Origin of the sequence: Bradyrhizobium sp. OK095 (assembly GCF_900109945.1) — a bacterium.
Lineage (GTDB): Bacteria > Pseudomonadota > Alphaproteobacteria > Rhizobiales > Xanthobacteraceae > Bradyrhizobium.
This window is the reverse complement of record NZ_FOBX01000010.1, coordinates 52,283-77,973: the sequence shown is the minus strand read 5'-3', so window position 1 is coordinate 77,973 and position 25,691 is coordinate 52,283. Positions and strand designations below refer to the sequence as shown.

28 protein-coding genes are annotated in these 25,691 nt (G+C 64.4%); 16 read left to right on the top strand and 12 right to left on the bottom strand.

From position 1 onward, the window contains the following. Positions 1–219: 219 nt before the first annotated feature. Positions 220–855, top strand: coding sequence for a hypothetical protein (locus BMW89_RS25620; protein WP_244547681.1), 636 nt, complete (start codon positions 220–222; stop codon positions 853–855). Positions 856–932: 77 nt separating this feature from the next. Continuing rightward, positions 933–2,996, top strand: a complete 2,064-nt coding sequence (locus BMW89_RS25615; protein ID WP_092030011.1) for a methyl-accepting chemotaxis protein — start codon at positions 933–935, stop codon at positions 2,994–2,996. On the opposite strand, the gene BMW89_RS25610 is transcribed toward BMW89_RS25615, so the two are convergent. Beyond that, the gene (locus BMW89_RS25610; RefSeq protein ID WP_092030009.1) at positions 2,993–3,184 is read right to left on the bottom strand and encodes a hypothetical protein; all 192 of its coding nucleotides are present in this window, start codon (positions 3,182–3,184) and stop codon (positions 2,993–2,995) included. The genes BMW89_RS25615 and BMW89_RS25610 overlap by 4 nt on opposite strands. A 31-nt stretch (positions 3,185–3,215) precedes the next feature. Beyond that, complete coding sequence (locus BMW89_RS25605) at positions 3,216–4,373, bottom strand: MFS transporter (protein WP_092030475.1); 1,158 nt, start codon at positions 4,371–4,373, stop codon at positions 3,216–3,218. A gap of 156 nt (positions 4,374–4,529) precedes the next feature. Here BMW89_RS25605 and BMW89_RS25600 point away from each other — a divergent pair, with 156 nt between their 5' ends. Next, positions 4,530–5,789 carry an adenylate/guanylate cyclase domain-containing protein gene (locus BMW89_RS25600; RefSeq protein WP_092030006.1) on the top strand — a complete coding sequence of 420 codons (1,260 nt, stop codon included), beginning with the start codon at positions 4,530–4,532 and terminating at the stop codon, positions 5,787–5,789. Here the strand turns inward: BMW89_RS25600 and BMW89_RS25595 are convergent. Further along, entirely contained in the window at positions 5,786–6,313 is a 528-nt protein-coding gene (locus BMW89_RS25595) for a pyridoxamine 5'-phosphate oxidase family protein (RefSeq protein ID WP_177196307.1), read from the bottom strand. The two genes, BMW89_RS25600 and BMW89_RS25595, sit on opposite strands and share 4 nt — an antisense overlap. Before the next feature lie 188 nt (positions 6,314–6,501). Between BMW89_RS25595 and pdxR the strand changes: the two genes are divergently transcribed. Beyond that, positions 6,502–7,971, top strand: a complete 1,470-nt coding sequence (pdxR, locus tag BMW89_RS25590; RefSeq protein ID WP_143062830.1) for a MocR-like pyridoxine biosynthesis transcription factor PdxR — start codon at positions 6,502–6,504, stop codon at positions 7,969–7,971. Between the two features lie 10 nt (positions 7,972–7,981). Here the strand turns inward: pdxR and BMW89_RS25585 are convergent, their stop codons facing one another. Next, positions 7,982–9,229: an MFS transporter gene (locus BMW89_RS25585; protein ID WP_092030002.1), complete on the bottom strand. Its 1,248-nt coding sequence runs from the start codon at positions 9,227–9,229 to the stop codon at positions 7,982–7,984. A 167-nt stretch (positions 9,230–9,396) separates the two neighbouring features. Here BMW89_RS25585 and BMW89_RS25580 point away from each other — a divergent pair, with 167 nt between their 5' ends. Beyond that, positions 9,397–10,749: an Nramp family divalent metal transporter gene (locus BMW89_RS25580; protein ID WP_092030000.1), complete on the top strand. Its 1,353-nt coding sequence runs from the start codon at positions 9,397–9,399 to the stop codon at positions 10,747–10,749. Between the two features lie 36 nt (positions 10,750–10,785). Here the strand turns inward: BMW89_RS25580 and BMW89_RS25575 are convergent, their stop codons facing one another. The 6 genes from BMW89_RS25575 to hemB form a co-directional block, all read right to left on the bottom strand. Further along, entirely contained in the window at positions 10,786–11,184 is a 399-nt protein-coding gene (locus BMW89_RS25575) for a PIN domain-containing protein (RefSeq protein WP_092029998.1), read from the bottom strand. Then, positions 11,174–11,404, bottom strand: coding sequence for an AbrB/MazE/SpoVT family DNA-binding domain-containing protein (locus BMW89_RS25570; protein WP_092029996.1), 231 nt, complete (start codon positions 11,402–11,404; stop codon positions 11,174–11,176). Before BMW89_RS25570 ends, BMW89_RS25575 begins: the two co-directional genes overlap by 11 nt. 128 nt (positions 11,405–11,532) lie before the next feature. After that, positions 11,533–11,901, bottom strand: coding sequence for a hypothetical protein (locus BMW89_RS25565; protein ID WP_143062829.1), 369 nt, complete (start codon positions 11,899–11,901; stop codon positions 11,533–11,535). A 156-nt stretch (positions 11,902–12,057) separates the two neighbouring features. Beyond that, entirely contained in the window at positions 12,058–12,834 is a 777-nt protein-coding gene (locus BMW89_RS25560) for an arginyltransferase (RefSeq protein WP_092029991.1), read from the bottom strand. Between the two features lie 119 nt (positions 12,835–12,953). Beyond that, complete coding sequence (locus BMW89_RS25555; protein WP_092029988.1) at positions 12,954–13,490, bottom strand: RDD family protein; 537 nt, start codon at positions 13,488–13,490, stop codon at positions 12,954–12,956. Between the two features lie 122 nt (positions 13,491–13,612). Further along, on the bottom strand, positions 13,613–14,671 hold the full coding sequence (gene hemB / locus BMW89_RS25550) for a porphobilinogen synthase (RefSeq protein WP_092029986.1): 1,059 nt from the start codon (positions 14,669–14,671) through the stop codon (positions 13,613–13,615). A gap of 123 nt (positions 14,672–14,794) precedes the next feature. Here hemB and BMW89_RS25545 point away from each other — a divergent pair, with 123 nt between their 5' ends. From BMW89_RS25545 to BMW89_RS25530, 4 genes are all read left to right on the top strand, one after another. Next, positions 14,795–15,310, top strand: a complete 516-nt coding sequence (locus tag BMW89_RS25545) for a DUF6163 family protein (protein WP_092029984.1) — start codon at positions 14,795–14,797, stop codon at positions 15,308–15,310. Between the two features lie 504 nt (positions 15,311–15,814). Then, positions 15,815–16,333 (top strand): transcriptional regulator LdtR, encoded by a 519-nt coding sequence (gene ldtR, locus BMW89_RS25540; RefSeq protein WP_092029981.1) that lies wholly within the window; start codon positions 15,815–15,817, stop codon positions 16,331–16,333. 202 nt (positions 16,334–16,535) lie between these two features. Beyond that, the gene (locus BMW89_RS25535; RefSeq protein WP_092029978.1) at positions 16,536–16,772 is read left to right on the top strand and encodes a hypothetical protein; all 237 of its coding nucleotides are present in this window, start codon (positions 16,536–16,538) and stop codon (positions 16,770–16,772) included. A 37-nt stretch (positions 16,773–16,809) separates the two neighbouring features. Beyond that, positions 16,810–17,031, top strand: a complete 222-nt coding sequence (locus tag BMW89_RS25530; protein ID WP_092029976.1) for a hypothetical protein — start codon at positions 16,810–16,812, stop codon at positions 17,029–17,031. Positions 17,032–17,082: 51 nt separating this feature from the next. On the opposite strand, the gene BMW89_RS25525 is transcribed toward BMW89_RS25530, so the two are convergent. Together BMW89_RS25525 and tolA are read right to left on the bottom strand one after the other, a co-directional pair. Further along, positions 17,083–18,120, bottom strand: coding sequence for a hypothetical protein (locus BMW89_RS25525; protein ID WP_092029973.1), 1,038 nt, complete (start codon positions 18,118–18,120; stop codon positions 17,083–17,085). Further along, the gene (tolA, locus tag BMW89_RS25520) at positions 18,117–19,304 is read right to left on the bottom strand and encodes a cell envelope integrity protein TolA (protein WP_143062828.1); all 1,188 of its coding nucleotides are present in this window, start codon (positions 19,302–19,304) and stop codon (positions 18,117–18,119) included. The genes BMW89_RS25525 and tolA overlap by 4 nt, the downstream gene beginning before the upstream one ends. A gap of 597 nt (positions 19,305–19,901) precedes the next feature. Here tolA and glyA point away from each other — a divergent pair. From glyA to thiL, 7 genes are all read left to right on the top strand, one after another. After that, positions 19,902–21,200, top strand: a complete 1,299-nt coding sequence (gene glyA / locus BMW89_RS25515; protein WP_092029967.1) for a serine hydroxymethyltransferase — start codon at positions 19,902–19,904, stop codon at positions 21,198–21,200. 15 nt (positions 21,201–21,215) lie between these two features. Beyond that, positions 21,216–21,698: a transcriptional regulator NrdR gene (gene nrdR, locus BMW89_RS25510; protein WP_092029964.1), complete on the top strand. Its 483-nt coding sequence runs from the start codon at positions 21,216–21,218 to the stop codon at positions 21,696–21,698. Further along, positions 21,695–22,843 carry a bifunctional diaminohydroxyphosphoribosylaminopyrimidine deaminase/5-amino-6-(5-phosphoribosylamino)uracil reductase RibD gene (ribD, locus tag BMW89_RS25505; RefSeq protein ID WP_092029961.1) on the top strand — a complete coding sequence of 383 codons (1,149 nt, stop codon included), beginning with the start codon at positions 21,695–21,697 and terminating at the stop codon, positions 22,841–22,843. Before nrdR ends, ribD begins: the two co-directional genes overlap by 4 nt. 1 nt (position 22,844) lies before the next feature. Then, the gene (locus tag BMW89_RS25500; protein WP_092029958.1) at positions 22,845–23,453 is read left to right on the top strand and encodes a riboflavin synthase; all 609 of its coding nucleotides are present in this window, start codon (positions 22,845–22,847) and stop codon (positions 23,451–23,453) included. Between the two features lie 136 nt (positions 23,454–23,589). After that, positions 23,590–24,081: a 6,7-dimethyl-8-ribityllumazine synthase gene (gene ribH / locus BMW89_RS25495; RefSeq protein WP_092029955.1), complete on the top strand. Its 492-nt coding sequence runs from the start codon at positions 23,590–23,592 to the stop codon at positions 24,079–24,081. A 2-nt stretch (positions 24,082–24,083) separates the two neighbouring features. Then, the gene (gene nusB, locus BMW89_RS25490) at positions 24,084–24,581 is read left to right on the top strand and encodes a transcription antitermination factor NusB (RefSeq protein WP_092029952.1); all 498 of its coding nucleotides are present in this window, start codon (positions 24,084–24,086) and stop codon (positions 24,579–24,581) included. Between the two features lie 30 nt (positions 24,582–24,611). Beyond that, positions 24,612–25,610, top strand: a complete 999-nt coding sequence (gene thiL / locus BMW89_RS25485) for a thiamine-phosphate kinase (protein WP_092030470.1) — start codon at positions 24,612–24,614, stop codon at positions 25,608–25,610. The last annotated feature ends 81 nt before the right edge of the window (positions 25,611–25,691 follow it).

Here is a 25,691-nt window from a genome sequence, read left to right as displayed (position 1 = left end):
GATCATTCATCCAGCAGCCATGCCGATCGGAGGGACAGGCATGCGTTCTCTGAAATTCCGAAGGAGCCTTCATTTAAGCGTCCTTTAAAGAGTCGGCCGATATGCATGCAAGCGTGCATAATTCAACAGAGCGGCCAGGACATGCGTAATTCGATCGGACGGCGACAGTTCTTGTGCGGTTGTTGCGCGGTGCTTGGAGCTGCGGCACTGCCGGGACGCGTGAACGCCGCTGATAATCCCGAGATCGTGCCGATCGAATTTGCGAGCTTTCACGACCAGACGTTCAAGAACGAATATTTGCAGTTCATGAATGTCACGATCCCGCCCGGGCAGATCGCGGCCTATCACAGCCACACCAGGGACTTCGCCCAAGTGTACATGGCTGTCTCGGATGCGGAGGGCACGCCGCTTGGCGGCAAGCCTGTCATCACGCCGCGCAAGGTCGGCGAAGTGTTGTTCACGAACTATGCGAAGAAGCCGGGCGTGCATCAGGTCGCCAATGTCGGCTCCAGCGACTTCCGGATCATGGGGTTCGAGCTGTTCGATTCGGAGCCTGGCCGCTTTTCACCGGCTGCTCGCCCCGCGCCTTACGTCCCGGTCATGGACAATCACCGTGTCCAGGCCTGGCGGTTGATCCTGCCGCCCGGCGAGGCTGCGCCGGCGATGCAGCAGGCGGCGCCCGGCGTGCGTATCGTCGTGCAGGGCGGCATGCTGGTCGAGGGCATCGAGGGTAAGCCGGACCACAAGCTCAACCTGAAGTATGGCGATTTCGCGTGGCAAAATGCGGGCCCCGTGCGGACGATGCGAAACGCTGGGACATCGACTGTCGAGCTCGTCGAGTTCGAGCTGAAATAGGGCGTGCCGCTGGAGCGTGAGGACCGGCGGGGGCCGGCTCTCATGTCGCGGGCACCATTGCGAATGAGGAGCGGGGCATGTCTATCAAGCGGTCGGGAATTGCGATTGCAGCGCTGATGTCGGGCGTAGTCGTTCTGACGTCGGGCCTGCAGCTGAGCGAGCGCTGGAGCGCTTACCAGAACGCCATCGCTGCGCACGCCCTGGAGACCCGTCTGGCTGCCGGCTTCGATGCCGTCGGCAGCCTGACCGTCGAGCGTGGTCCCGTCAATCGGGCGCTGATCGGGAAATCCGCAGCCGATGATGCGGTGCTCAAGGAGTTTGCCGACAATCGCCGAACCAGCGACGAGGCGCTGGCGAAGTTGGAGACGCTTGCCCTCGGCGATGCCGACTTGACGCAGCGGGTCAAAGCCGCCGTAGCGAAGATTGCCGCCACGCGCGCGGAGGCCGCTTCCTACTGGCAGAAGCCGCTGGCTGAACGTCCCGGCGGCATCGCCGCCAAAGCGATGCGAGACTACGCCGAGGCGATGGCGAGCCTGAACGAACTGCTGGAGACCGGCATCAAGGCGACGATGCGGCTCAGCACCACGGCGGGCAATCTGCTCGATGTCGCGCAAAAGGGGTGGGTGATCCGGCAGACCGCCGGACAGGTTTCGCTGTTGATTTCGGGCCTCGTGACTGCGGGCCGTCCGGCCACGTTGGCGGAGCGGGACGAATTAAGCGGTGCAAACGGCCAAATGACACGGCTCTGGGCCGAGATCCTCGACCGTGGCGATGATTTTCATGCGCCCAAGAACACGCGGGCCAGCGTCGGCGCCGCCAGGGATCGCTACTTCGGTTCGGACAAGCCGCTGCGCGACGGACTGACGAAAGCCGCATTCAACAGCACCCCTTATGAGGTATCGGTTGACGACTGGCGCAAGTCCGCCACGAGCGCGAACGCCTCGCTGCTGGGAATCCGCGACGCCGCCTTGCGCGACGCGCAGGCCGTGGCCGAACAGGACGAAGCCAGCGGGCTGGGCGGCATCTTATTCGCTGGCGCAGCCATTCTGGTCGTTCTGGGATTATCTTTAGCGTCGTCGGTGCTGCTCGTGCGCCACTTGCTCACGCCGATCTCGAAGCTATCGGAGGTAATGACCCGGCTTGCCCGCAACGAGGAGGCCGAGGTGCCATTTGCCGCCCGCAAGGATGAGATCGGCGGCATGGCGCTCGCAGTGCAGATCTTCAAAGAGGCCATGGCCACCACCAATCGACTGGCTGGAGAACAGGCCGCCGAGCGGGTCGTCAAGGAGAAGCGCTCGGCGCGTCTCGAAGGCCTGGTTCGCGATTTCGAGACCAAGGCGGGGGCGATGGTGGCGCTGCTGGCGTCGGGAGCTACCGAGCTCGAGACGACAGCGCGATCCATGTCCTCGACCGCGACGCAGACCAAGGGACAGGCGACAACGGTCGCGGCGGCCGCCGAGGAAGCCAGCGTGGGTGCGAGCACGGTTGCCTCTGCAGCCGAGGAACTGACGGCATCGATCAGCGAGATCAGCCGCCAGGTCGCACAATCCTCGACGATCACCGGCCGGGCGGTGGCCGATGCGCAGCGGACCGACAAGATCGTGCAGACATTGGCTGAGGGGGCCGAGAAGATCGGCGCGGTGGTCACCTTGATCCAGGCCATCGCCGCTCAAACAAACCTGCTGGCCTTGAATGCGACGATCGAGGCGGCGCGGGCCGGGGATGCCGGCAGAGGCTTTGCCGTGGTCGCCTCCGAGGTGAAGATGCTGGCGACCCAGACGGGGACGGCGACGGCGGAAATCGGGGCCCAGATCGCGCAAATTCAGGCTGCCACCAAGGAGGCTGTCGACGCGATCCGCGGAATTACCGGAACGATCGAAGAGGTCAGCTCGATCTCGCATGCGATCGCGACGGCGGTGGAGGCGCAAGGCGTGGCGACGGCGGAAATCGCCCGCAACGTTCAGCAGACGTCGCAATCGGTGAAGGACGTGACGGCGACCATCGGCGGTGTGAGCAAGGCGGCAACGGAAACGGGCGTCGCGGCGACCGAGGTGCTGAGCGCGGCGGACGGTCTGTCGCGACAGGCCGTGCAGCTGACAAGCGAAGTCGGCAGCTTTGTTGAGGACGTCCGCGCCGCCTAGCTCTTCGGTGCGGTGACGGCGGGCGGACTGCCTTCCGGAGTCTTCTTCGGCTTCAGCATGCCGGCATAGAACGACAGCAGCCAGACGAGGATGATGGCGAGGAGATAGACGCCCCAGGCCTGCGGCGGCGTGACTGCCCAGCGCAGGAGGCCTTTGAATGTGCGAGGCGGGCGGTTGTCTTCGGTCATGGTTCGCTTGTGCGCGAAAGCCGCGGCGCGGTCAATCCGGCCGCTTCTCGGCGCGGATCAGGAACAGGGCGGCCAGTGCCGAGAGACTGAGCGCGGACGAGACCATCAGCACCCTGGCGCCCATGACGTCGATCAGCAGGCCGAAGGCCAGCGGCGCCACCGCCTGCGCCATCCGCGCCGGTGCGCCGATGACGCCCAGCCGATAGCCAAAATCCTTCGGGCCGAAGATCGACAATGGCAGCGTGCCGCGGGCGATCGTCAAAATGCCGTTGCCCGAGCCGTGGAACAGCGCGAACGCGCTTGCCGCGGCGCCGCCGAAGATCGCTATGACCACCGCGCCGATCGGATGGGTGAGGCAGGCCAGCCGCGTCGACCAAAGCGGATGGAAGCGGCTGAGGAAGCCCGCTTCGAGAATGCGCGCGGCGACCTGTGCCGGGCCGATCAGCGCACCGGCCGCGATCGCCTCGACCGGCGTTGCGCCCGTCGCCTCGAGGATGCGCGGGAAGTGCGCCGCCATGGCGCCGGTGACGGTCCAGACCGCGGCGAAGACGAACGCAAGCAGGATCATGGTGCGGTCGAGCGGCATGGGCGGCTTCGTAGCCGTTGCAGCAGCGTGCCTGGCGCCCTTGATCGCCGGCAGCATGAAGAAGTTGAGGGGCAGGCCGATCAGGAGATTGGCGGCGGCCCAGGCAAAGCAGGTCTCGCGCCAGCCGATATGGGCGAGCCCCCAGGCGGTGAGCGGCCAGCCGACGGTGGAGGCAAAGCCCGCCATCAGCGTGATGCCGGTGATGGGCCTGCGCGCCTCGGTGCCGTAGATGCGGCCGAGCGTGGCGAAGGCGGCGTCGTAGAGCCCCATCGCCATACCGATGCCGAGCACGAGCCAGGCGATCGCCATCACTGCCACGGATTGGGAGAAGCCGAGCAGCACGAGACCGGCGGCCATGATCAAATTGGAGGCCGACAGCACCTGCCGTCCGCCGACGAGATCGATCTGACGCCCGATCCGCGGGCCGAGCATGGCCGAGATCACCAGCGAGGCCGAGAACGCGCCAAAGATCCAGTTGGTGGAGATGCCGAGGTCGTGCGCCATCGGATCGGCGAGCAGCGCCGGCAGATAGTAGCTGGAAGCCCAGGCCAGGGTCTGCGTCGTGCCGAGCGCCAGGATGATCGGAAGCTGGCGCTGGCTCATATTCCTGTATGTCTGGTCGGCGGTGTCATCGGCCCGCATTTGCAGCCTGCGGCGCGAGCGCGTCAACAGCGCCCACGGCATATTCGACCTGCTGCGGATGGGAGCCTTGGTCGCGCGCGGCCTTTCGCTCGTCACGAATGCACGCCATAATAGCGTATGCAATTGACGTCGCGCCTTGCGCTGATGAACTGGCTGACCGGCCAGGGGCTCACGGGCCTGCCCGAAATCGAACTGCTCCGCGGCTTCTGCGAGCGTTGCCGCGCCGAGGGGCTGGAACTCTCGCGCGGGCTCGTGGTCATCGACACGCTGCATCCGATCTATGAGGGCCGCGGCTTCCGCTGGAGCGACCGGGCGAGCAACGAGAGCGACGCGTTCGAATATGGCTCGACCGCCGAGGGCGATGCGGCCCAGAGCTGGCGCCGTTCGGTGTTCTTTCACATGCTCGAGCATGGCCAGGACGAGATGGTGATTGATCTCGCCGATGCGCCCTCGATGGATTTTTCGCAGATCGGCGAGCTCGCCGAAAAGGGCCACAAGCACTATCTCGCCTTCGTGCATCGCTTCGGCGAGAACGGCGCGCTCGGCCTGATGGATTGCCTGTACTCCTGCTGGACCACGCGCCGCGACAGCGGTTTCTCCGAGCCGGAGCTTGTGGCGCTGCGCGATCTCGTGCCGGTGCTGGGGCTCGCGATCAAGTCGGCGCAGCAGGTCGACATCGCGCGGACGCTCGGGCGGGTCTATCTCGGCCGCGGCGCCTCGGAGCAGGTGCTGGGCGGACGCATCACGCGCGGTGTCACCGAGCGCATCAACGCCGTGCTGTGGTATTCGGATCTGCGCGGCTCGACCGGGATCAGCGAGAGCATCGGCCCCGACGAGATCATCCCGTTCCTCAACGACTATGCCCAGGCCGTGATCGACGCGATCCACGACGCCGGCGGCGACGTGCTGAAGCTGATCGGCGACGGCGTGCTCGCGATGTTCACCGGCGAGGACATGGCCGATTCGCGTCGCGCGGCGCTCCGTGCCGAGCACCTGTTCCGCCAGAACGTCGCGGCGCTGAACAAGCGGCGGGAGGCAGACGGCCGCCCCATCACGTCGGCCTATATCGGCCTGCATGTCGGCGAGGTCTTTTACGGCAATATCGGCAGCGAGGACCGGCTTGATTTCACGGTGGTGGGGCCGACCGTCAACGAGGTCAGCCGCATCGCCTCGATGAGCCGCTCGGTCGACCGCGAGCTCTTGGCATCAGCGGAGTTCTACAAGGGCCTGGACGCCGCCGGCCGCCGCTATCTCGTCTCCACCGGCCGCTTTGCGCTGCGCGGCATCGGCCGCGCGCAGGATCTCTACACACTCGATCCCGATGTCGACAGCAATGAGCCGGTGACGGGCAGCTACGAGCGCTATTTGGCGAATTAGCGACCGTTCACGGGCAGCGCGGCATTCGGTGTTTTCGTCCGGTCCTTGGCCGGCCATTGATCGGACAGCGGCGGCATCGCGGTTTCCTTGCCGGTCATGCGCTCGACGGCGATTGCATACACGGTCATGATGTCGAGCCGTGGGAAGAACCCCTTGGGGCGCGTTGTGTCCGGCTTGCCGTATTTGACCATCAGCGTCTCGCAGAAGCGCTGCTTGACGTCGACGTCGTCGACGACCCTGATCGTGCCGAACACACAGATGCTTCGATAGGCGAGGCCGGAGTCGCATTCGAACCGACCGTAGTCGAAGACGCCTTCGTGCTCATCGATCTCGAAGCAGACGCGCTGGTCCCGTTCGATGTTCGCGCGCAGATGTCCTTTCGCGCTCGTGGTGTGCAGATACACCTCTTCGTCGATCCAGAGATAGAGCAGCGGGATGCAATAGGGAAAGCCATCCTCGCTGATCGTCGCCAGGCGCCCGCTATATCCTTGTGCCAGCATGTCCAGCATTCGATCGTGCGGCATGGCGCGGTCCGCGCGCCGGATTTGCGGCGAGCTCATGGGCGCTTTGCGTCCTCGTTCGATGGAGCGGTCATTTCGAGTTTCCTTGTTATCCGAAACAGGATAGGAAGGCAGTGGTCTTAGGCAAAGGTCCACTTGCTCCCATTGAGGCATACCACTTGCCACGCGCTCATATTGCCGGTCGAGGACACGTGAAGAGCAGACAAGGCTGGGCGGAGCTGTATTCGCTCGACATCGACCGTGCGGCCGATGCGCCGGTGTTCCGTCAGATTTACGCGCAGTTGCGGTCTGCAATCCTGTCAGGCGCGCTGCGTCCCGCAACCAAGCTGCCTTCGACGCGCGAGCTTGCGGCGCAACTCGGTGTGTCGCGCTCCGCAGTGGTCGCGGCGTTCGAGCAGCTTCTGGCCGAAGGTTATGCGTCCGGCAAGACAGGGGCGGGGACCTACGTTGCCTCCGATCTTCCCGAGCCCTTTGCGGCGCTTCGTGATCGCAAGAAGCCGCCGGCGCCTGCGGTGGCAATTGCGTCCACCTTCCGGGATTTTGGCGATTTCGTCGACGTGACGGCGCAGAACGATGACCGTCCCTTCAATCTGGGGCGCACGCTGGTGGACGCGCGCACCGCCGAATTGTGGCGCAAGCTCAGCGCGCGCACGCTGCGCTCCTTTGCGCGATCTCACCTTGGCTATGGCGATCCACGTGGCATGCCGGAGCTGCGCAAGTCAGTTTGCGACTATCTGCGGGCCGCACGCGGCGTGCGCTGCGAGCCCGAGCAAATCGTGATCACCTCAGGCACCCAGCAGGCCGTCGACATCATGACCCGCATCATGCCGCGACCGGAGAGCGAGGTCTGGATCGAAGATCCCGGCTACGCCCTGACCCGGCTTGCGCTCGTGGCAGCGGGAGCGAAGATTTGTCCGATACCGGTCGACCAACACGGCATCAATGTTGCCGAAGGCGTTCGTCGCGCGCCAAAGGCGAGGGCCGCTTTCATCACGTCCTCGCATCAGTTTCCCAAGGGCGTCGCCCTGACGATGGCGCGGCGCCTCGAACTGCTCGGCTGGGCGCGCGAGCAGGGCGCCTGGATCGTCGAGGACGATTACGCCAGTGAATTCCGCTACGGCGGCCGGCCGCTCGCCTCGCTCCAGGGCCTCGACGAAGCCGGGAGGGTCATCTACGTCGGGACCCTCAACAAGGCGCTGTTTCCGGGGCTGCGGCTCGGCTACGCCGTGGTGCCGCATTCGCTCGTGCGCGCTTTCGTGACCGCGCGCTATCTCGCGGACCGCCAGCCGGCGACCCTTTGCCAGGCGGTCGTCGCCGCTTTCATGGAGGAGGGACATTTCGCGTCTCACATCCGCCGCATGCGGGAGGCGTACCGCAATCAGCGCGATGCGCTGGTGACTGCGCTCAGGAGCCGCCTCGGCGACCATCTCACTGTCGAGCCGCCGGATCAGGGCATGCATCTGGTGGCCTATATGCGGCGAGGGTTGTCAGACGTGTCGATCGAACGCGCCGCGCAAGAGCACGGCGTCGTGGTTCGCGCCATGAGCCGCCTCTATGTCGAGGCTCCCGCGCAATCGGCGCTGATGCTGGGCTTCAGTGGCTATCCGCAACAGGTCATGGCGCCGGCGGTTGCCCGCCTGGCGCGTGCGTTCCGCCGCTGAGACGATCCCGTCAGCAAGCCCGCGCCGCTGCTTCGTCCCCCACCATGTTGGGCTGCCGATCCAGCGCCACAGCGGGCGAGAGCCAAATCACCAGCGCCTGCACGCCGAACACGGCGGCCGCGAGATAGAGGCACGCTTCCGCGCTCCAGAAGCCGCCGACGATCGCGCCGAGCGCCGAGCCGAGGGGACGAGCGCCGTAGCTCATGATGTTGATGGCGGAGACGCGTCCCAACAGGCGCGGCGGCGTCACCGACTGGCGCAGGGTCGTGGTCGAGATCACCCACAGGATCGGCCCGACGCCGAGCAGGAAGAAGCTCAAACCCGCAAGCCAGGGCGAGGGGACCAGCACCGTTAACGCCATCACCAATGAGGCGACGAAGCCGGTGACCGGGCCGAGGCCGACCACGGTGCCGAAAGCGATATGCTGCATCACGCGCGTGGCGAGCAGCGCGCCGATCACCATGCCGATTCCGAACATCGTCAGCACCGTGCCGACGCCGGCTGCCGTCAAGCCGAGATGGCGCACCGCGTAGGGCACGAACACGGCGATCTGGAGGAACCAGCCGGTGTTGAAGATGAACTGGGTGATGAATACCGGCCGCAGCAGCGGGTGGTGAAACACGAAGGCCGCGCCCTCGCGGATGTCCTGGAACGGATGGCGTCGCGGGACGGGCGCACGCGAGGGCTCGTAGATGCCGGAGAGCAGCACCACGGCGATGGCCGAGAGCGCCGCGGCAAAGCCGAAGGCGGGGCTTGCACCCCACCACCCCACCAGCGCGCCGCCGAGCGCAGGGCCGCTGGCAAAGGCGATGGTGCGCGCAAGCTCGATCCGTGCATTGGCCGCGGGCAACAGCTCTGCGCTCACCAGCGAGGGCACCAGCGCCGGCGCGGCGACGCTGTAGACGACGGTGCCGCACACGGCCGTGAAGCCGAGCAGCGCGAGCAGTGGCAGATTGAGCCCGCCGAGTGCGAGCAGGAGCACAATGGTCGCAAGCGCGACCGCCCGCAGCGCCTCCGCGCCCGCCATCAGCGCGCGGCGGGAGATGCGGTCGGCGAGCAGGCCTGCCGGGATCGCGAACAGGACGAAAGGCAAAGTGAGGGCGGTCTGGAGCAGGCCGGTCTGGCCTTCGGCGACGCCCAGCGTCAGCACGGCAACGATGGGAGCTGCGGCCAGCGCGATCTGCTCGGCCGATTGCGCGGCGAGGTTCGACCAGGCGAGGCGGCTGAAGGTGTCGGGAAGGCGCGGGGGATTTGACATGGCTCATTTCCTGCAAAGTCGATCTGGCGCCAGTATTCGCCCCTGAGCGCGGTCAAACCCACCCGCTTCCCGACAGGGCGGCAAATAACAGCCCGCCCGGGAACCCATGCGGCTAGATGCAGTTGCAAATGAGTTGCAATAAGGCCCGACTTCGGTATTCTCGCCTCATGGATGCTCGCTCGCCCGACTTGACCCGAGACGCCGCCGGCTGGCGCACTGACGCGCCAACCACCAAGAGCCTCGCGGAGGTGAATGCCACGGTTGCCATCCCGACGGCGGGGGTGTGGTGGCGCCGGATGCTCGCCTTCGTCGGTCCGGGCTACATGGTCTCGGTCGGGTACATGGACCCCGGCAATTGGGCGACCGACCTCGCCGGCGGCTCGAAGTTCGGCTACACGCTGCTCTCGGTCATCCTGCTCTCGAATTTGATGGCGATCCTGCTGCAGGCGCTGGCAGCGCGGCTCGGCATCGTCACCGACCGCGACCTCGCGCAGGCCTGCCGCGCGACCTATTCGCCGGCGGTGAATTTCCTGCTGTGGATCGCCTGCGAGGCGGCGATCATCGCCTGCGATCTCGCCGAAGTCATCGGCACCGCGATCGCACTGAAACTGCTGTTCGGCATTCCCCTGATCGGCGGCGCGCTGATCGCCGCGCTCGACGCCTTCCTGCTCCTCATCCTGATGAATCGCGGTTTCCGTTTCCTCGAGGCCTTTGTCATCGCGCTGCTCGTCGTGATCGCAGTTTGCTTCGGGGTCCAACTCGCCGCGGCAGCGCCGCCGGTTGCCGAGATGCTCAGGGGATTTGTGCCGACGACGGAGATCTTCACCAACCCTGAAATGCTCTACATCGCGATCGGCATCATCGGCGCGACCGTGATGCCGCATAATCTCTATCTGCACTCCTCGATCGTGCAGACGCGCGCCTATGAGCGCAACGACGAGGGCCGGCGCGAAGCGATCAAATGGGCGACGACGGACTCGACGATCGCCCTGATGCTGGCGCTGTTCATCAACGCCGCGATCCTGGTGGTGGCAGCTGCGACCTTCCACAAGAGCGGGCATTCCGACGTTGCCGAGATCGGCCAGGCGTTCGAGCTCTTGTCGCCGCTGCTTGGCCTAGGCATTGCCTCGACGCTGTTCGCGGTGGCCTTGCTCGCCTCCGGCCTCAACTCGACGGTGACGGCGACGCTCGCCGGCCAGATCGTGATGGAAGGTTTTCTCGACCTGCGCCTGCCAAGCTGGGCGCGCCGCCTTCTGACGCGCGGCATCGCGATCATTCCGGTGATCGTCGTGACCGCGATCTATGGCGAGCGCGGTACGGCCGATCTGCTGGTGTTCAGCCAGGTCGTGCTGTCGATGCAGCTGCCCTTTGCCGTCATCCCGCTGGTCCGCTTCGTCTCCGACCGCCGCAAGATGGGCCAGTTCGCGATATCGACGTCAGTTGCCGCGATCGCGTGGATTGTCGCGGGCGTGATCGTGGTTTTGAACGTGAAGCTGCTGGCGGATACGATCCTTGGGTGAGGCCGCCCACGAGACCGTTTGGCTCAGCGGTGGATTTCACACAAAGGGATTGGTAATGCGAAGGCCTTCCTTCAAGACCATCCCATGTTGGAAGTCTTCAGACATCAATGTCTGGCATCCCGCGTGAAGCGCCGAGGCTGCGATCATCGCGTCATAGGTTGCCATCCCATAACGTTCTGCGAGGCGCAGGCCGGTATCATGAATATCAAGCGTGACGGGATGAATCGTAAGTAGCCCGCGCAACGAGTTCAGGAAGGTGTGTGTCTCGCGCCACGGCAGTTGCATTTTCCGGCGGGCTACGTTGGCAAGTTCGTTGAGTACCTGCACGCTGATCACGCCCCCGCGCGAAAGAGCTTGCTCGGCGCGATCAGCCTTCACCGCGTCGCCTGACACGAGATAGACGAGGACATTGGTGTCGAAGAAGCTAGCGGGCATTCGCTTCATCTCTGTCGAACTTGAAATCGACAGGAAGGCTGCCCCGAAGGGCGCGAAGACGCTTTAGCAACTCGGCACGGTCCGGCTTGCGCGCCACACCGAACTCCCGCTCTCCAGCAACGTGAATTTCGATCTCGTCGCCTTCCTTCAACTGAAGCACCTCGACGACGGTGGCGGGAAGGCGGACGGCAAGGCTATTTCCCCACTTGGCGACCTGCATGTTATTACCTCCGCCGGATATACTTCCTGAAATATGTATATCTAGCGCTTAAGATGTCAAGATCGATGCCAGCAACTGTGGGGCGCCCACGCTGCCGCTTTCTGAATGCGAGAAGGTCTCCGTGGCTGCTAGCAGAGCCCGCTCATGTGCTTGAACTTCCAGAGCGACGGTAGTCCTTGCGGACTGGTTTTCGGCACGTAACCCCGTAACGTCGCTTTCGGACCCTTAAGCCTGAATTCCTCGATTCCGCATGACGTCGGGCCCTCGTACAGGCTTACCGTTACGACGTAAAAATTGGGAAGAACGTCCTCGATCCGTGCCTCGGATTCAACGTCCGCATTCGGGCTCCGCCATGTGTGAATGATCTTGCGGCCAGGCTCGGGCTTGTCGAACAAGGGAACGTCGGGCGCGAAGAGATCGGCAATCTCGCCGACCTTGTCGATCGGCTGGCCGTAGTCCTTGAGGAACGTGCGAAGCTTTGGGGGCGGAGGCGTCACCGCAATACAGCGGCCAAAATACTCTTTGTCGCCAGTGTTACAGGCATGAGCGTCACTGCTCGCCGGCATGATCAACGCGAAGAGAGCGAAGAGAGCGCAATGTGCCGATCGCAAGCGTGCGTCCTTGCTCACCGCGCGACATCGAACCACAGCTTTCTAATCCTGGGGCTCGGACGCCGCATCGCCCTGCGCATCGATGCGCAGCCAGCCTGAGGGCGCTAGGCGCTGCTGCGGCAGGAAGCGGGCCTTGTAGTCCATCTTCTTGGAGCCTTCGATCCAGTAGCCGAGATAGACGTAAGGCAGTCCTTGCCGGCGGGCGCGGGCGATATGGTCAAGGATCATGAAGGTGCCCATCGAGCGGCTTTCCTGGCCCGGCTCGAAGAACGAATAGACCATCGACAGGCCGTCGCTGAGCACGTCGGTCAGCGCCACCGCGATCAGCTCATCGCCGCGGCCGGTGATGCCGCTGTCGACGCCGCGCTTGCGGTACTCGATGATGCGGGTCTCGACATGGCTGTCCTCGACCATCATGGCGTAGTCGAGCACGGTCATGTCGGCCATGCCGCCATGGCGGTGGCGGGAATCGAGATAGGCGCGGAACACCGAATATTGCTCGGAGGTCGGCACGGCGCTCCGCTGCTCGCCGATGATGTCGGCGTTGCGCGCGATCACTTTGCGGAAGTTGCGGGAGGCACGGAACTCGTTGGCGACCACCCGGACCGAGACGCAGGCGCGGCACTGGTCGCAGGCGGGACGGTAGGCGATCGACTGGCTGCGGCGGAAGCCGCCATGGGTCAGGAGGTCGTTGAGGTCGCCCGCGCGTTCGCCCACGAGGTGCGTAAACACCTTGCGCTCATGCCGGCCCGGCAGATACGGGCAGGGCGAGGGCGCCGTGAGGTAAAATTGGGGGGTGTCGCGCGAGTGCTGGGTCAAGGGACGTCGTGGGCCTCCGAAGTGAATATCAGCATCGCGCTACGGAAGCCCCCGGTCAATTGGCCTGCTCGGCAGGTCAGATCAGTCAGCTTAGTGGGTCCTGGTTGACAGGTCCTTGATCAATACGTTCTGGCGGCCTGCGGCACGGGGGCCCGGACGGAATTGTTGATCACGACCGTTCCCAGCACGAAATCATGCAGCAGGCGCCGGCGGCCGTTGAACAGGCCGACCAGCACCACGAAGGGCGTCAGGAACGAGACCGTCACCCAGAACAGCACGGCATGGGTGGCGCCGAGCACGAAATAGCCCGGCGCGCCGTACCAGGTGCGCAGCTCCAGATCCATCAGGCGCATACCGATCGTTGCGGACGAGGATCCGCCGATGCAGGCGCCGTAATAGACGATGGCCCAGATCACGGAAGCGGGCCAGGCGAGCCAGAACAGCGCCCAGCCGATGCCGAGCGTGACCACGCCGAACACCGCGATGAAGAGGTAGCCGAGGATCACCGGCACCGAGATCACGACCATGTCGATCAGGAAGGCGAACACTCGCCGCGTCGCGACGCCGCGGAACAGGTCCGGATGCAGATAGGGGTCATAGGCATGAGCCGCGCCATCACTGCGCCAAGCGCCTGAATTGCCCGAGTCATATGACATCGTCCGTCCTCCCAGGGAAAACTCCCGTGGCAGGACATGGGAACAGGCTATACCCCTGCCAAGGGTGAGCGGACGTTAACAAGCCGAAATATTCCGGCGATTCGGGGGCGGTGGCGGGACGATTACTGCGCCCTGAGCTTCTCCGCCGCCTTCGGCGCGAAATAGCTGAGCACGCCATCGGCGCCGGCGCGCTTGAACGCCAGCAGGCTTTCCATCATCGCGCGCTCGCCGTCGAGCCAGCCGTTGTTGGCGGCGGCCGCGATCATCGCGTATTCGCCGGAGACCTGGTAGGCGAAGGTCGGCATCGCAAACGTGTCCTTCACGCGGCGGACGACGTCGAGATAGGGCATGCCGGGCTTCACCATCACCATGTCGGCACCCTCCGCGATATCGAGCTCGACCTCGCGCAGCGCTTCATCCGTGTTGGCGCTGTCCATCTGGTAGGTGCGCTTGTCGCCGGTCAGCGTCTTGGCCGAGCCGATGGCGTCGCGGAACGGGCCGTAGAAGGCGGAGGCGTATTTCGCGGCATAGGCCATGATCTGCACGTCGAGCAGGCCCGCATGGTCCAGCCCCTCGCGGATCGCAGCGACCCGGCCATCCATCATGTCTGAGGGCGCGATAATGTCGCAGCCGGCTTCGGCCTGCACCAGCGCCTGGCGAACCAGCACCGCGACCGTCTCGTCGTTCAAAATCTTGCCGTCGGTGATCAGGCCGTCGTGGCCGTGGCTGGTGAAGGGATCGAGCGCGACATCGCAGAGGATGCCGATCTCGGGAAACTCCTTCTTGATCGCGCGCACCGCCTGGCAGACCAGATTGTTCGGATTGGTCGCTTCGGAGCCTTCCTCGTCGCGCAGGGACGGGTCGGTATAGGGAAACAGCGCAAGGCAGGGGATGGTGAGCTTCATTGCGCGCTCGGCGTCGCGGACGGCCTGGTCGACGCTGAGGCGCTCGACGCCGGGCATCGAGGCGATCTGCTCGCGCTTGTTGTTGCCGTCGATCAGGAACAGCGGCCAGATCAAATCGTCGGTGGTGAGCACGTTCTCGCGCACCATGCGCCGGGCCCATTCGGCCTTGCGGTTGCGGCGCGGGCGGATGGTCAGATCGAGGGCAGGGGAGGCGGCCGTGCCATCCCGGCGCGAAACCTCGCGCAATTCGATCGGACGTCCGTATTTGATCGCCATCACTCTTCCTCCGGCTGGAATTATTCTTATACCAGCTCGCATGGTTCCCGTCACCGCGGCTTGACCTTCCGCAAGGGATGGCAGCCGATTGATTTTGCGGGGCGAAGCAGCCACAAGGGGGCCATGTCCGAGATCTCCTCCCGTGATGCGGCCCGCGACAGCGCCAATGCCAGGGATGCCGCCCGCGACAATGCCAGAGACAACGCCAGAGACAATGCGATGTCGGTGGCGGCGATCTCGTCGGAGCGGCCGGAATCCGATGACAATGTCTGGACGCGCCGGCTGGTGCTGTTCCTGCGCGTGATGGCGCTGCTGTCGATCCTCAAGGGCCTCTATCACTGGGCGCAGGTGACGGGCTTCGTCGGCGGCGAGGACGAGGCGTTCGAGAACCAGTCGATGGCCTGGCAGGCCTCGACCATCTACTTCGCCGTGATCGAGCTCGTCGCCGCGGTCGGCCTCTGGCTTGCCACGCCCTGGGGCGCGGTGGTTTGGCTCACCACCGTGGTGTCGATGGCGGTGATCGAATTGATGTTCCCGGGAATCTACGGCGGCAGCCTGGTCGTGGTCGGCGTCGAGGTGTTCATGCTCGCCGCTTACCTCGCGCTCGCCTGGATGGCCGCACGCGAACGGCCGCCATAGCGGTTAGATTTTTAGCGCGCATCTCGTGCCCCGGACGCGATGCAGCGCGCCGCACTTGCGGCGTGATGCGTCGCAGAGCCGGGGCCCATTTCTCCGCGATCTCGCTTTTGGCTCCCGGGTCCCGGATCTTCGCTGCGCTCGTCCGGGACACGAGAATGCTGCGATTGGTTGACCGTTGGTTGCGTAAAATTCGACGTAACTTTTCGCTAACCAGCGTGGTCCGCCACAGCTGTTACGCGCGCGTTTCGAAACGGGGCGGGGCTGTTCTGGAATGCGACATCAGGTGCGGACGGAGGGTGAACAGGACCTTGCCAGGGTCAATAGAGGGTTGCGAAAAGCCCTTGTGGGACAGGCTTAATCCGCAATTCACTGTCTTAAATTCATGATCTCTTTATTCTCTTATTTAAGCCGATCTTCAAACGCCTCCCCTTAAGTTGCACCTATCAGACGGAGCACAAGTTTCGTCGAATAAGTGTCGATAAAAACGACAACAGGGGAAGTGTCATGATGAAAGCCGTCGCAACTGCGGCAGATACCGCAGAGCGCGTCTCCGGCCAGCAGGGTTCGGTGCAGTCGCTCTATCTGGAAGCTTTGACTCTGGTGGAGCGGCTGCATCGCCGGCTCCTCGACGTGATCAAGGACGAGTTCGATCGTCGTGGCCGCGCCGACATCAATTCCGTGCAGGCACTCCTGCTCTACAACATCGGCGACAAGGAGCTGACCGCGGGCGAACTGCGCACGCGCGGTTACTATCTCGGCTCCAACGTCTCCTACAATCTGAAGAAGCTCGTCGAGCTCGGCTTCCTCGATCATCAGCGCTCCCGCGTTGATCGCCGCTCGGTGCGCATCCGCCTGACGCCGCAGGGCCAGGAAATCCGCCGCATCGTCGACAGTCTCTACCAGAAGCACGTCAAGACGGTTGAGCAGGTCGGCGGCATCTCCGGCGAGGAGTTCTCGACCCTCAACAAGTCGCTGCACCGCCTCGAGCGGTTCTGGACCGACCAGATCCTGTACCGGCTCTGATTTTTTCGACGGGACCAAGGCCAAGCCGGCCCGCAACAAGACCGGCAAGCCTCTCTAACGTGCCTCACTTCCCCCAAGCGCGCCGGCCCGGAGTTGCCCCCGGACCGGTGCGTTTTGTCGTTTTCGCACCTGCGAAATAATGACCTAACGGGACGGAACCAGTTCCCCGCAGCGCAGTTGTCACTCCGGATCGGAGGACGCGATGCTGGTCGAGCGCGGATTGCAGGCAATGAGTGTCGAACTCGTGAGCGATGCCTATGCGATCGCCGCGAATTACCTGCGCCGCTCCGGCGCAATCCCCGACACGCTCGTCACCAACGAACGCCTGCTCGAGATCATCGTCAAACTGCTCCAGCACGGCGAGTGCAACAAGCTCAGGCTCGCCAACAAGGCGATCACCCGCTTCGAGGCGCAGTCCGATGCCCGCGCGGTTGCCTGATCACAACTCCCAAAATTCAAGACAGCCAGAGGGTGCCATGGAAGCCGCCATCGACCGCATCATGCAGACCTATGATTTGCTCGCAAACCGCACGTCCGCGGCGAGCGCAGAGGCGCGGGCCAAGGTCACGAACTATCTGAACACGTTGATGGAAGCCGGCGAAAAAGACACCCACAGGTTGACGGTCTGCGGCCTGACCTATCTGCGCCAGCTCGACGGCAGCGTGGACCCCGTGAAGGCGGGGTTTACTGGGCTGTAGCAGGCGCAGCTTGCTCTCGGTTGGGGGCAGCGACGGCCGGTCTGCCGGCGATCAGGGACGCTGGCGCGGGAGCCCGCGTCGTTCGGCAGGGTCCACCACGAGAATTTCGATCGTCTCCTGTCGCGGAGGCGTCCTGTTCTGCGTTCCGGGCCTGATCACCCCGCCGCTTGCCCTTATTAGTGCTTCCTCCATCTGACGTCTCAGGACTTCAAATCCAAGGTTGCATAGTTCCGCGCTGGACAGCGCCACCGTTATGGCGGCGAGCTTACCCTCGTACTGGTCCAGTTCCACGAAGGCCTCGGAATCGTGTCCGGATGCCGCTCCCGTCTTGCATTCCACCCGATCTTCAAAGGTCTTGTTGGTGTCGAAGAATGGTTTGACGGCGATCAACGAGGGCATTCGGACGCCGCCATTGGCCGGCACGAGTGCCGAGTCTTTCAGAAATTCCCATCCATAGAAGTGGCGCGTTCCCTGCCGTCCCCGCTCGACGATCGGACGTTGGGTGGTCTGAGGTGCTTTGCCATATCTTGTCTGGATGGACACAAGCGTTGTTGCAAAGTCCGGCGCCTTGGATGGCGATGAATAATAGGTTTGGCGATGGACGAGATACACAGGGTTTTCGCGCAAGGTGGGCACTGTAAGCAGCGTGTACCGGTTGCCGAATTCCACCCCGTCGAAGACGGCCTTCGTGTTTACGACGAGCGAATGGACCACCTCGGTGGATTTCACCGATATCTCCACGTTGCCCTCTCGACGGCTTTCATGGAACGATGTGGTCCTCTCCAGGACGTTGGTCGCGCCGAACTCGTCGATGAGTATCTTCTTGGCTTTTTCGTACGGCGTTCCCGGGCTGATGCCCAGGATGTCCATCTTCAAGACCGGTGAAGGGGATAGAGAGAAGGGCTGGGCGTCGAGCGTGACGGCCTCCTGCGATCGCGCGGCGGTGGACGCCATTGCAATCATGAGGGCGATAGCCAGGCGTGGAAGCGCTGCAGCTCTCCGGTCATTCCAGGCGCGCTCGTAAGGGACGCTGCTGCAAAAGCCGAACATCCTCAGCGACCAAAATTCGTCAGCCGCGAATTTCGTCACGATCCGTGGCCAAAGTCGAGCACGATCGCTTTCCATGCATCGTATTTCTCCGCTGGAAGCAGATAGGGTTGGCATTGGAACGTTGCCTGCAACAATCTTTGGCCCAGGCCTGGCGTCGTACTTGAAACCACCTTCGAGGTCGGTGCGACGGAGCCGTCGACATTCAGACGGAGGTCGATCTCGGCCATGCTGCCCGGCTCCAGTGTTGGCACGCATTTTCTAACTTGTGCCGCGAGCTTTTCTCTTTCCGAGCTCGCGAGGTTTGAGGGATCGTTGGCGAGTCTCACCGCGGCGGGTAATGGCTTGCCCTGTTCCGGCGGAATGTCCGCGAGGGAGACAATTTCCACGCCTTGGGTCAGCACGACCTCAAAGAAGTTCGAGCTGCGATACGATGCGGGGATAGCATAGGGTTGGCAGGATTGCAGAGCTGCGGTCGCGATCCGATCGATGCCGTTGTCGTTCCTGTTGTCGGCAAAGGGGATCATCTTGGCGATCTTGCCGTCCTTCTCCAGGGCGACGCGATAGCGCAGCGTCCCTTTGAAGGTCTTGTCGGGTCGCCAGCATTGCGCGAGCTTCTCCGTGATGCGATCGAGGCTTTCCTGAAATAGACGGCGGGTTGCTGCGGACCCGGTCGGATCACGCTTCTCGAGCAGTGCGCGGAGCACGTTCACGTCGAACGTGTGCTCCGCCTTAGACACCGGCTTGGGTGGCTCCGGCTTGCGCTCCACCGCCGGCTTCGGAGCAGTTTCAGCAGACGGCGTCAGCTTCAGCTTCTCGTTTTGCTCGTTCATAGCCGTGATGGCTTGCTGGCCGTCATGGCCTTTTCCGACCACAAGCTGCGCGCGCTGGTCGTCGCCGTAGACGAGCGAAAGCGTGATCCAGTCCCAGTCTCTGCGATTGAATGACGCCTCTGCGGTGAGCACGTCGCGTGCGACGCCGATCAGGAAAACGCCGTCGCGGATTTTCTGTACGGCGCGGCCATATGGAATCCCGATCGAGGTCTCGGCCTCGCGCATACGCAGTTCTTGAAGCTCGCGAATGCCCTTGCCGCCGGCGAAATCTGCGGGGACGTCGAACGAGATCTGGATGGTCTGTCCGAGCGGACCGGTTCCCGTATCGTTCTGGAAGAGCAGGCTGATCTTCAGCCGCCGCTCGGGTATGGTGACATCCGCGCGCGCGATCACCTCGGGCGAGCCGTCGGCGCGCCTGATGGTGTCGTTGCTCCAGTGCACGGTTCCGCCGAACCGCGTCGGCTCGTTGGGGCGATCCTTGACAGCCTCTTCAAGATGAGCGCGGGCAGGGCCCCCTGGCGCAAGGCCGGCGAGGGCTGGAGCAGTGACGACGAAGATCAGAAAGCAAAGAGCGAAAGGTCTCAACATCGGGCACCGCACCGAAAACGGCCGGAAGATGACCTACTCGTCTGTCGGAGGCAACCTGCCATTGCAGGGGCGCATTCGGCAAGCGGCAGCTCGGCAGCAGTGTGGTTACCGTCAAGGCGGGGTTTGCCGTGCTCCAGGGAAACCGGCCCCAATTGGCCCTCGCTGAGAGGGCGGTTAGGGCCCAGATCGGACCTGTTAAGGCTGATCGGATCGGCACGATTCCGGATCAATATCCTCGTGCTCGAATCCTTCAATCCCACCATATCTTGCATAAATATCAGGCCCGACCCGCAAACCCTTGGCCTGTTGCGGGCGATGTGGTAGATCGCGCGTGCTTCCGATCGCCACACCAGACCCGCCCGTAGCCCGCCACAAGGCTGCGGCGGTGGAGATATTCGCAAGATGACATCAGCCAAAACCGCTTCCGCGCCCGATTCGTTTTTCTCCGCCGCGCTCGACCAGGCCGACCCGGAAATCGCCGCCGCCATCAAGGGCGAGCTCGGTCGGCAGCGCCATGAAGTCGAGCTGATCGCCTCCGAGAACATCGTCAGCCGGGCCGTGCTGGAAGCGCAGGGTTCGGTGATGACGAACAAGTACGCAGAGGGTTATCCGGGCGCGCGTTACTACGGCGGTTGTGAGTGGGTCGACGTCGCCGAGAACCTCGCGATCGATCGCGCCAAGAAGCTGTTCGGCGCCAAATTCGCCAACGTGCAGCCGAACTCCGGCAGCCAGATGAACCAGGCGGTGTTTCTGGCGCTGCTCCAGCCCGGCGATACCTTCATGGGCCTCGACCTTGCGGCCGGCGGCCATCTCACCCACGGCTCGCCCGTCAACATGAGCGGCAAATGGTTCAAGGCCGCGCACTACACCGTGCGCCGCGAGGACCAGATTATCGACATGGACGCGGTCGCCAAGCAGGCCGAAGAGGTCAAGCCGAAGCTGATCGTCGCCGGCGGCTCGGCCTATTCGCGCGCCTGGGATTTCAAGCGTTTTCGCGAGATCGCGGACTCGGTCGGCGCGTATCTGCTGGTCGACATGGCGCACTTCGCGGGCCTCGTTGCCGGCGGCGTGCATGCCTCCCCGGTGCCGCATGCCCACATCACCACCACCACGACGCACAAGTCGCTGCGCGGTCCGCGCGGCGGCCTGATGCTGTGGAACGACGAAGCGCTGACCAAGAAGTTCAACTCGGCGATCTTCCCGGGCCTGCAGGGCGGCCCCTTGATGCATGTGATCGCGGCGAAGGCGGTCGCCTTCGGCGAGGCGCTGCGTCCGGACTTCAAGATCTATGCGAAGAACGTCGTCGAGAACGCCAAGGCGCTGGCCGAGACGCTGAAGAGCCATGGGTTCGATATTGTCTCCGGTGGCACCGATAACCATCTGATGCTGGTTGACCTCCGGCCGAAAGGCTTGAAGGGCAACGCTTCGGAGAAGGCGCTGGTTCGCGCCGCCATCACCTGTAACAAGAACGGCATTCCGTTCGACCCCGAGTCGCCGTTTGTCACCTCCGGCATTCGTCTGGGCACGCCTGCGGCGACCACCCGCGGCTTCGGCGTTGCCGAATTCCAGCAGGTCGGCGGCATGATCGCCGAGGTCCTGAACGCGATCGCACAGTCCGACGACGGCAAGGCGCCGCTGGTCGAAGCTGCGATCAAGGAACGGGTCAAGGCGCTCACCGATCGGTTCCCGATCTATCAGTAAGGTCAAGGTCAACGGATGCGCTGCCCGAACTGCAACAGTCTCGATACGCAGGTAAAGGACTCGCGTCCGACCGAGGATTCTGCCGTCATCCGCAGGCGGCGCGTGTGTGTCGCCTGCAATTTCCGCTTTACCACCTTCGAGCGCGTGCAGCTGCGCGAGCTCACGGTGATCAAGCGCAACGGCCGCCGCGTGCCGTTCGACCGCGACAAGCTGATGCGCTCGGTGTCGATCTCCTTGCGCAAGCGGCAGGTCGAGCCGGAGCGGGTGGAGAAGATGGTCTCCACCATCGTGCGCGAACTCGAAACCGGCGGCGAGGCCGAAATCTCCTCCGAGGTGATCGGCGAGACCGTGATGGAGCACCTGCGCACGCTCGACGACGTCGCCTATGTGCGCTTCGCCTCGGTCTATCGCAATTTCCGCGAAGCCAAGGATTTCGCCAATGTGCTCGGCGAGCTCTCCGGCGAGGAGGAAGCGCGGCTTACAACGGTACGCAAATGATCTTCCGCATCCTGGAAGATCAGTTCGCCCAGAAGATCCGCGAGACCAAGGACGCCGATCGCCGCTTCATGCAGCTGGCACTGGCGTTGGGCCGGCGCGGGCAGGGGCGCACCTGGCCCAATCCGGCCGTGGGCGCCGTCATCGTCAAGGACGGCGTGATCGTCGGTCGCGGCTGGACGCAAGCAGGCGGACGCCCGCATGGTGAGCCCGAAGCGCTGCGGCGGGCCGGCGAGGCGGCGCGCGGCGCCACGCTCTACGTCACGCTCGAGCCTTGCTCGCATTTCGGCAAGTCGCCGCCTTGCGCCGACGCGGTGATCGCTGCCGGCATCAAGCGGGTGGTGGCGGCGATCGAGGATCCCAATCCGGACGTCGCGGGCCAGGGTCATGCGCGGCTGCGCGCCGCCGGCATCATTGTGGATGTGGGCCTGTGCGCGGCGGAGGCCGCCTTCGACCATGCCGGCCATTTCCGCCGCATTCGTGACAAGCGCCCGCATGTGATCCTGAAGCTCGCGGTCTCTCCAGACGGCAAGATCGGCGCAGCCGGTGGCAGACCGGTCGCTATCACCGGCGAGGCCGTGCGCAATCGCGTGCATCTCTTGCGTGCGCAGTGCGATGCCATCCTGGTCGGTATCGGCACGGTACTGGCGGACGATCCGCAGCTCAACTGCCGCCTGCCGGGCATGGAAGCGCGTTCTCCCGTGCGCGTCGTGCTCGACCAGAGCCTGCGGATGTCCGCATCGAGCCAGCTCGCGCGTTCTGCGCGCGAGACGCCGCTTTGGGTGATCGCTTCGGAACTCGCAGAGGCTGCCGCCGCGACACGCCTTGGGGCTGCGGGCACACAGATCATCCGTATACCGCCCGGAAACGCCGCCGGGCTCGATCTTCCCGCCGTGCTGCATGCACTGGCCGAGAAGGGCATCTCACGGCTGATGGTCGAGGGCGGCAGCCGCGTTGCGGCTTCGTTCGTTGCCTCCGACCTCGTCGACGAGATCTGGCTGTTCCGCGGCGCGGAAGCGGTAGGCCCCGGCGGCGTCGATGCGCTCGATGCATTGCCCCTGTCGAAAATCACGCAGTCCCAGGCCTACAAGGTTCATGCTAGCGAGACCTTCGACAAGGATACTCTCACCATCTACGAGCGCGCTTAACATGTTCACCGGCATTGTCACCGATATCGGCGAGATCGTCGGCTTCACGCCGACCGCGCAGGGCCAGCTGCACCGGCTGCGCATCGCCTGTCGCTACGATCAGACCACCATTGCCGACGGCGCCTCGATCGCCTGCAACGGCGTGTGCCTCACCGTGGTCGCCTCCGGCGTGGCGGGGAGCAAAACCTGGTTCGACGTCGATGCCGCCGCCGAAACGCTGGCGCTGACGACGGCAAAGCACTGGAAGGTCGGCACGCGGCTCAATCTCGAGCGCGCGCTCAAGATCGGCGACGAGCTCGGCGGCCATATCGTCGCCGGCCATGCCGACGGCATCGCAACCATCGTCAGCCGCGAGGACCTGCCCGACATGGCGCGGTTCGAGCTCTCGACCACGCGAGAGCTGGCGCGCTTCATCGCCACCAAGGGCTCGATCACGCTCGACGGCGTCTCGCTGACGGTCAATACGGTGAAGGACGTGACCTTCTCGGTGCTGATCATCCCGCACACGCTGACGGTCACAACGATCGGCGGCTGGAAGACGGGGACCGAGGTCAATATCGAGGTCGATTTGATGGCCCGCTACGCGGCGCGGCTGACGGAAATGAAGTGACGGCGTAGCCGAGCCCGGAATCTCGAGATTCCGGGCTCGCTGCGCGCCCCGGAATGACGGTGTCTCTGGCATTCGTGCTTGGCTTACCCTCTCGCGGCGACTACATAACGCCGACCTCTGTGAAACGGATTTGACGATGGCTGACGCGCGGCGCGCACCCCTGAAGGACCAGACCGACATTTCCGGCGCGCGGGCGCTGATTGTCGAGGCGCGGTTCTATGACGACCTCCAGGACGCGCTGCTTGACGGCGCGGTCGCCGAGCTGAAGGCGGCCGGCCTGACCCATGACGTCATCACGGTTCCCGGCGCGCTGGAAATCCCGGCAGCAGTCGCCATCGCGGTCGATGCGGCCGCGGCGAATGGCAAGCCTTATGACGCGGCGATCGCGCTTGGCTGCGTCATCCGCGGCGACACCATTCATTTCGAGATCGTCTCGCAGGAATCCTCGCGCGCGCTGATGGACCTTGCGGTGGCGCGGAAGCTGCCGCTCGGCAACGGCATCCTCACCGTCAACAATGAGGACCAGGCTTGGGCGCGGGCGCGTGCCAGCGAGCTCAACAAGGGCGGCGACGCTGCGCGCGCCGCGATTGCGATGCTGCGCATCAAACGCCGCCTGGCGCGGGCGTAATCATGGCCGACAACAGCAAAAAGCCGCCGGGCGGGCTTGAGAAGAAGGCGAACCGGCGCGGTGCCGCGCGGCTCGCCGCGGTGCAGGCGCTGTACCAGATGGACATCGCCGGGGCCGGTATCAACGACATTTTTGCGGAGTTCGAGAGCCACTGGCTCGGCAACGAGGTCGAGGGCGACACGTATCTGCCGGCGGAAGCCGCGTTCTTCCGCGACATCGTCTCCGGCGTCGTACGCGACCAGATGAAGCTCGATCCCCTGATCGACGAGGCGCTGTCGAAGGGCTGGCCGCTGAAGCGCATCGAAGCAATCCTGCGCGCCGTGCTGCGGGCAGGGGCTTACGAATTGGAGCACCGCAAGGACGTGCCGGGCCGCGTCGTGATCTCCGAATATGTCGATGTCGCCAATGCCTTCGTCGATCGCGAGGAGACCGGCATGGTGAACGCGGTGCTCGACCAGATCGGCCGCCATTTTCGCGGTGACGAGTTCGGGCGGGGGTAGCTACTCGTTTCACTGGTGGGGCTGGCGCCGATGACGAACGCACACGACAGCTCCGGCGAAGACTCCCTCATCGCGCGCTATTTCAAGCCGTTGGCGACTGATCCCGGTGCGTTGGGGCTGGTTGACGACGCTGCCATCCTGCAATCGCTTGGCGACGACATCGTCGTCACCACCGATGCCGTGGTCGAGGGCGTGCATTATCTTGCCTCTGATCCGCCCGATACCATCGCGCGCAAGGCGCTGCGGGTAAACCTGTCCGATCTTGCCGCCAAGGGCGCCGTCCCGGCCGGTTTTGTGCTGACGCTGGCGCTGCGCAGCAAGGAGGACGCGTGGCTCAGGCCGTTCGCGGATGCGCTCGGCGAGGACGCAAAAACCTTTGGATGCCCGCTGCTCGGCGGCGACACGGTCTCGACGCCGGGGCCGCAGATGATCTCGATCACTGCCTTCGGCCGCGTGCCGAAGGGGCGGATGGTCGGCCGTACCGGCGCGCGGCCGGGCGATCTTATCCTGGTGACGGGGACGATCGGCGATGCCGCGCTCGGCCTCGATGTGCTCACCGGCGGGCCGGCCGCCGCGGCGCTCGCGGCTGATCCGGCCGCAAGGGAAGCTGTGGCGTCGCGTTATCGCATCCCGCAGCCGCGCAATGTGCTGGCGCAGGCCGTGCGCGAGCATGCGTCCGCCGCGATGGATGTCTCCGACGGGCTCGCTGGCGATCTGACGAAACTCTGTGCGGCGTCCGGCGTCTCGGCCGCGGTCAACGTGGCGGGCGTCCCCCTCTCGGCCGTGGCGGCCGGCCTGATTGCGCGCAACGCCGTTTGCGTTGAGACGCTGCTTGCCGGGGGCGACGATTACGAGGTGCTATGCACCGTGCCGCCGGCGCAAAGCGATGCACTGATCGCCGCAGGGCGGGCCGTCGGTGTTGCGGTCACGGCGATCGGCACGATCGTCGCGGGTCATGAGCGACCGCGCTTCCTGGACGGGCAGGACCAGGAACTGGTCTTGAAGCGGCTGTCCTACAGCCACTTCTAGGGATTGCGCCAAGCCGGCGGTCGGGTGCGCAGGATTAGGTCTAAATACCCGCCGAGATCGGCTTTTTCCGCCTGATCTGGC

Bases quoted from the DNA above. Each gene is read 5' to 3' on its own strand.
- BMW89_RS25580 (WP_092030000.1), top strand. From the start codon at position 9,397: ATGGATGCTCGCTCGCCCGACTTGACCCGAGACGCCGCCGGCTGGCGC.
- BMW89_RS25600 (WP_092030006.1), top strand. From the start codon at position 4,530: ATGCAATTGACGTCGCGCCTTGCGCTGATGAACTGGCTGACCGGCCAG.
- BMW89_RS25615 (WP_092030011.1), top strand. From the start codon at position 933: ATGTCTATCAAGCGGTCGGGAATTGCGATTGCAGCGCTGATGTCGGGC.
- glyA (WP_092029967.1), top strand. From the start codon at position 19,902: ATGACATCAGCCAAAACCGCTTCCGCGCCCGATTCGTTTTTCTCCGCC.
- hemB (WP_092029986.1), bottom strand. From the start codon at position 14,671: ATGGCGATCAAATACGGACGTCCGATCGAATTGCGCGAGGTTTCGCGC.
- BMW89_RS25575 (WP_092029998.1), bottom strand. From the start codon at position 11,184: ATGCCCGCTAGCTTCTTCGACACCAATGTCCTCGTCTATCTCGTGTCA.
- BMW89_RS25535 (WP_092029978.1), top strand. From the start codon at position 16,536: ATGCTGGTCGAGCGCGGATTGCAGGCAATGAGTGTCGAACTCGTGAGC.
- ribD (WP_092029961.1), top strand. From the start codon at position 21,695: ATGATCTTCCGCATCCTGGAAGATCAGTTCGCCCAGAAGATCCGCGAG.
- BMW89_RS25610 (WP_092030009.1), bottom strand. From the start codon at position 3,184: ATGACCGAAGACAACCGCCCGCCTCGCACATTCAAAGGCCTCCTGCGC.
- nusB (WP_092029952.1), top strand. From the start codon at position 24,084: ATGGCCGACAACAGCAAAAAGCCGCCGGGCGGGCTTGAGAAGAAGGCG.
- BMW89_RS25595 (WP_177196307.1), bottom strand. From the start codon at position 6,313: ATGCCGCACGATCGAATGCTGGACATGCTGGCACAAGGATATAGCGGG.
- BMW89_RS25530 (WP_092029976.1), top strand. From the start codon at position 16,810: ATGGAAGCCGCCATCGACCGCATCATGCAGACCTATGATTTGCTCGCA.
- nrdR (WP_092029964.1), top strand. From the start codon at position 21,216: ATGCGCTGCCCGAACTGCAACAGTCTCGATACGCAGGTAAAGGACTCG.
- BMW89_RS25585 (WP_092030002.1), bottom strand. From the start codon at position 9,229: ATGTCAAATCCCCCGCGCCTTCCCGACACCTTCAGCCGCCTCGCCTGG.
- BMW89_RS25500 (WP_092029958.1), top strand. From the start codon at position 22,845: ATGTTCACCGGCATTGTCACCGATATCGGCGAGATCGTCGGCTTCACG.
- BMW89_RS25570 (WP_092029996.1), bottom strand. From the start codon at position 11,404: ATGCAGGTCGCCAAGTGGGGAAATAGCCTTGCCGTCCGCCTTCCCGCC.
- ldtR (WP_092029981.1), top strand. From the start codon at position 15,815: ATGATGAAAGCCGTCGCAACTGCGGCAGATACCGCAGAGCGCGTCTCC.
- BMW89_RS25555 (WP_092029988.1), bottom strand. From the start codon at position 13,490: ATGTCATATGACTCGGGCAATTCAGGCGCTTGGCGCAGTGATGGCGCG.
- BMW89_RS25545 (WP_092029984.1), top strand. From the start codon at position 14,795: ATGTCCGAGATCTCCTCCCGTGATGCGGCCCGCGACAGCGCCAATGCC.
- ribH (WP_092029955.1), top strand. From the start codon at position 23,590: ATGGCTGACGCGCGGCGCGCACCCCTGAAGGACCAGACCGACATTTCC.
- BMW89_RS25605 (WP_092030475.1), bottom strand. From the start codon at position 4,373: ATGAGCCAGCGCCAGCTTCCGATCATCCTGGCGCTCGGCACGACGCAG.
- thiL (WP_092030470.1), top strand. From the start codon at position 24,612: ATGACGAACGCACACGACAGCTCCGGCGAAGACTCCCTCATCGCGCGC.